Source organism: Crocosphaera sp. Alani8 (assembly GCF_038442745.1).
Taxonomy (GTDB): Bacteria; Cyanobacteriota; Cyanobacteriia; order Cyanobacteriales; family Microcystaceae; genus Crocosphaera.
On the sequence record NZ_JARVCN010000244.1, the window covers coordinates 1 to 4,888 of the forward strand.

A 4,888-nucleotide genomic window follows, 5' to 3' on the forward strand; every position below is an offset into this window, starting at 1 on the left:
TGTTTGGCCTAAGTTTTCGCAGCGAGTGACCCCTGGCTTTTTGAGAAGATACGCTTACAAGATATTGAAACTACAACAGGTGAAACACCACCCAATTTTTTTACAGCTTTTGAAAATGAAAGCCAATTTTATCTAGAACAGATGAAAACAGACATTAGCTTTCTCAGTCCGGCACTTAATTTATATGATAAACTGATGATTAGTGTGCAAACTCAAGTGAGTATTGATGAAGCGAAAAGACAAGATAGTAAAAGTGAAAAAGAAGCACAACTGGGTCAAATTTTCGCGGGAATAGGAACTGCGATCGCAGTGGGACAATTATTAACAGGACCCCTCACAAAAACTATTTCCCAACATCTTGAACCAACGCAGCAAAACCCATCTTTAAAAAGTATCTGGCTAGGAACAAGTATCAGTATTATTATTAGCCTTATAATGGGCTATATAATTAGTTTGATTGCTTATAAATGGTTAAAAAAAGATTAATATTTGATCTATAAATTATTGGAAAAAAGAGGACAACTATGGAAGTTGTCCCATAGCGATTAAACTTTCCGAGAATAATATTCAACCACTAGCAGTTCATTAATTTGTAATGCTATCCATTCCCGTTTGATAATATCATTAACTTTACCTGTCAGGGTATTTTGATCAAATTCTAGATGATCGGGAAGGTTAGCTAAACCAGGATACTGCATATTAGCTTCCACTAAACGGCGCGAGTTGTCCTTATTTCTCACAGAAATAACATCTCCAGGACGACACTGATAGCTGGCAATATCAACAATACGTCCATTCACCATAACATGACCATGATTAACCAGTTGACGCGCACCTGGGATGGTTCCTGCCATACCTATGCGGAACACTGTGTTATCCAAGCGCATTTCTAGCAGTTCTAACAATTTCTGTCCCGTGGAACCGGTAGCACGACGGGCTTTTTTCATGTAACGAACTAGCTGCTTTTCGGTAACACCATAGTTATACAATAATTTTTGCTTTTCTTCCAGTCGAATAGCATATTCTGAACGTTTGCGACGGCCTTGACCGTGTTGACCTGGGGGATAAGCGCGACGGGGGGTTTTTCTACTGAGTCCGGGTAGTTCTCCCAGTCTTCTTACTACTCTTAGGCGCGGTCCTCTATAACGAGACATATAAGCAATTTTCTCCTAAAACACAATATACTCCAAAACTATTATCATAGCAGGTTTTAGGATAATTAGTAAGAGAAAAATTTTTATATTATTCATCAATAGAGGTTAATTGGATTAAATTTTCGATTTTTTTTATATTAATATCCCCTGCTAAATAACCAATTCCTCGATGTAAGTGCAGTTTAAATTGATTAATTAAGGTCTCTTTATCTGTTCCTAAACCATCGCGATAACACCTTTGTTTTAAAGCGATTAATAGGGTATCCGCTATGTCTCCCCCGAATACTCTCCAGGTCATTTCTACATTACTATCGAGGATAATGGGGACGGGAGATGGAATGCTTGGTTCAGCTAAAGAACGGCAAAAACCCCACCGACATAAGACGTTCCACTGTTCTATTTTTGTGTATCTTTTTAGTTTAACTAGCTGATCTTTTGCGGTTTGAGATAAACGAACTTGTTTAATTGGTGATTCCATTTTAGTTATGACTTTTTATGTTATTTAAAAGTTACCAAAAATAGCGATCGCAGTGAACAGTGGTTTGACGCTCATCTGGGTTATATTCTAGCAGATATTGATGAGCGATCGCATCTTGTTGTTCTAGTTGTTGTAACTCTTGTTCTCGTATTTCGGTATCAGTAGAAAGTAAAATAACTTGGTGGGAAGCAGTGGGAAAATAACGTTCAACTAAGTTATTGCGGTGAGAAGAATCTAGTCTTCCTAAAGGAGTATCGATAGCAATAGGTAAATTACGTCCTGATACCCTTGCTAAACCCCATAAAAATGCGATAGATAAGAGTTGTTTTTCCCCTGCAGATAAGCGATGTTTGGGGACAGTTTCTCCTTGAGGATCATAAAGGGATAAACTAAAGTTATTGGTATCAATAGCTACTCGATGAATGAGATCAGATTTGTGGAGTAAATAACGGAAACATTCGGTTACTTCTCCTTCTAATTTATTGAGTTTTTTGAGGGTTAATCTTTCTTTAAATAATTGTAGGGTATTTTGTACTTTAGCAGCAGATTGAATAATATGCTCATTATTTTGTTTTTCTAATGCTTGATCGGTATAATTTTTCAAATCTTTAATAGTCATTTGCACTGCTTTGTCTGCTTCTCTAATACGTTTTTCGGCTGCGTTATATTCTATTTGACATTTAGCTACTTCTTTTTGTGCATTAGTAAGTTCGTCGCTGAGTTTTTGATAGTCTTCTGGAGAGGCAGCAACTTGTAACTTTCTTTCATTATTATCTAAGTCAAATTCTAATTTTTGTAAGCTTTCTAGATATTTTGTAGCTGTGTTCAATTGTAAGGGAAGCTTATGATCTACCAAAGCATTAAGCTGGTTTAATTCATCTTCTGTTATTCCTAAACTATGCTCAAGATTACTTTGAGAGTTTTGGTTGATTGTTTCGTATTGCTCTAATAAAAATGTTTGAATTTTAAGCAATTTTTCTTCAGTTAATTCGAGAGTTTCTAGATAATTTAGTAACTTTTGATCTCGTTTTTGTAAAACACTTTTAGCTGTGATAGCTTGTTGTTGTTTAACTTCCTTTTCTCCTTGTTCCTTTGCATCTTTGACTAAAGAAGTAATTAAAGCTAAGGGTAAACTGGTTGCTGCTAATGTTACCATCTCATTTCGTTGCTGCTGTAACTTCTCTTTTAATTCATCAATAGTATGTCTGAGGGTGCTACTTTCTGCTGATATTTTACCCCCTTCTATTCTAAAGCGTTCTGATGCTCGTTTAACTTTATTATTGGCACTATCTAGTTTAGCTTGTTTTGATGATTGATCTTCTTTAGCATTTTCTAGTTCTTGTTTATAGTGGTTTAATTTATCTTCAATTTCTTCGATAGTTTTTAGTTGAGATTGAGTAGCTAATTTTTTCTTTTTTCGGTTAACTAAAACCTCTAAATCAACCCCTAATCTTTCCACTAATTCTAATCCCAATAAAGATTGAATTGCTTTAATAACAGTCGTGGGAGGGATGTCTTGTTCAGCTAATTCTTTAACTTGTTCACCGTCGAATAAAAATAAGTTAGAAATACCCAAAGGTAACACAGTTTCGATAAATTCATCCCAAGTTTCAGCTAATGCTTTATTCGGCCAGTCATAGTTATCGGGACCACCTGTTTCTAAAATACCTAAACTATCTTTGCCATCTTTTAGTTGTTGATTCCAGCGTCTAACTATGCGTATTTCTTTCCACTGATCATCAATAAAATGTTCAAAAACTAATTCTATGCGTGTTTCTCCTCCTAATGGGGTTTTGTTGTTTATTCCCTGAATCAAAAAGTCACTATAACTAAGATTATTACGAGTTGAACATTGAGCGCGTTGTCCGTATAATGCGAGACGAATAGCATCCATAAGTGTAGTTTTTCCTCCTCCATTCATTCCCCCAATGAGGATAATTGGACGAGTTTCATTATCTTTTTCTGTACGAAGATTAATAATATTTTTACCAGCATAAGGGCCAAAATTTTCTAATACCAACTCAGTAAACAACATAGTTAAACAAATAAAATTATCTATTATTTTTATGGTACTATTAAATATAGCACATAGTAGTTACCATACTTCTCAGAAAAAAAGTTTGGGATTTTTAAGAAATAAGCGATATCTAAGAAGCAATAGTAAGCACCCTAAATTGTACCTCACAAAAGTAATAAAAGAAAAAATTAGTTAATAATCACTAAAAATTTTCATCTAATCTAATTTAGAGTAAAAATAATCATACATCCTCCTCACTGTCTAGGTTATCAGTGGGTTGAGGAAATTTAATTTTTCCCCAGGAGAGTTGTTTCTGTGGTGGTTTTTCTTCAGGGTTTAAACTATTTTTGAGTTGTTCCTTAACTTGGTCAATGTCTTCATTAGCGATCGCATTTTTTAGGTTGCGTTTTTTGTGTGCATTATTAATTGCATCGTCTTGCGATCTAGAACTGGTTTCAAAACATTTTTCCAAGTCACTGTAGATACCAACGCGACGGGACTTAGTATAAAATTGTCGTTCGGTATCTAATAGTTTCGCCATTAATTCTAAGTGCATTGTGTCATCTTCACAAATATCCGATAAAATATCCCATTCATCGCTACCTAATAGACTATGACCAACTCCTGGACGACTATCAATAAAAGGTTCCCCCGTCACCTCCTCATAAATGCGAGGTAAACTATCATCAAATTCGTGTTTTTCTTCTAACCATATTCGTCTAATTTCGCTAAGTTCTTCTTGAGTAATTAAAGTAATATCTTTCATATCTTCTGGTGCATTTTTTCTTACTTTAACTTGTGCTTCTAATACCCGTCTTAACCAATGTTCACGCCAATATTTTGTATAGGGACCGGGAACCGGTTCAATTTTATCAGATCCAAATAATTCCACTTTACCATAAATTCGTCTAAAGTCTCTTTTACTACGATCATTTTGTATATCTAATTCATTACGAATATCTAATAAGGGTTCAAGCCATTCTTTTTCCTCATCATTTTGGATCATTGCTTCCATAGATTTGTCTTGATTTACCATTGTACAAACCCAACAACCTAAACGAGAATCACCACAACTCCGAGTAGAAGTATCAACAACTAAAGGACATTCATTATCAGCAGTTGCTCCTCGATATAAAGTAAATAAATCCTTATTATTTCCGCCCCAAGGATTTTCCCATTGCATCAAATAGAAGCTTCTCAAAAAGTCTGGGGGGACTCGCCGAAAGTTAGGGGACAAAG

Annotated in this window: 5 protein-coding genes; 1 reads left to right on the top strand and 4 read right to left on the bottom strand. The window is 35.2% G+C overall.

All coding sequences use genetic code 11. From position 1 onward, the window contains the following. Nucleotides 1-141: 141 nt before the first annotated feature. On the top strand, nucleotides 142-486 hold the full coding sequence (locus P9B04_RS14380; RefSeq protein ID WP_342055674.1) for a hypothetical protein: 345 nt from the start codon (nucleotides 142-144) through the stop codon (nucleotides 484-486). A gap of 59 nt (nucleotides 487-545) precedes the next feature. Here P9B04_RS14380 and rpsD read toward each other — a convergent pair whose 3' ends face one another. From rpsD to dndC, 4 genes are all read right to left on the bottom strand, one after another. Continuing rightward, nucleotides 546-1,154: a 30S ribosomal protein S4 gene (gene rpsD / locus P9B04_RS14385; RefSeq protein ID WP_342055675.1), complete on the bottom strand. Its 609-nt coding sequence runs from the start codon at nucleotides 1,152-1,154 to the stop codon at nucleotides 546-548. 88 nt (nucleotides 1,155-1,242) lie between these two features. Continuing rightward, nucleotides 1,243-1,632 carry a DNA sulfur modification protein DndE gene (gene dndE / locus P9B04_RS14390; protein ID WP_342055676.1) on the bottom strand — a complete coding sequence of 130 codons (390 nt, stop codon included), beginning with the start codon at nucleotides 1,630-1,632 and terminating at the stop codon, nucleotides 1,243-1,245. A gap of 31 nt (nucleotides 1,633-1,663) precedes the next feature. Further along, complete coding sequence (gene dndD, locus P9B04_RS14395; protein WP_342055677.1) at nucleotides 1,664-3,667, bottom strand: DNA sulfur modification protein DndD; 2,004 nt, start codon at nucleotides 3,665-3,667, stop codon at nucleotides 1,664-1,666. 223 nt (nucleotides 3,668-3,890) lie between these two features. Continuing rightward, nucleotides 3,891-4,888, bottom strand: a 998-nt coding sequence (dndC, locus tag P9B04_RS14400) for a DNA phosphorothioation system sulfurtransferase DndC (RefSeq protein WP_342055678.1), incomplete at its 5' end; no start/stop codon positions are given.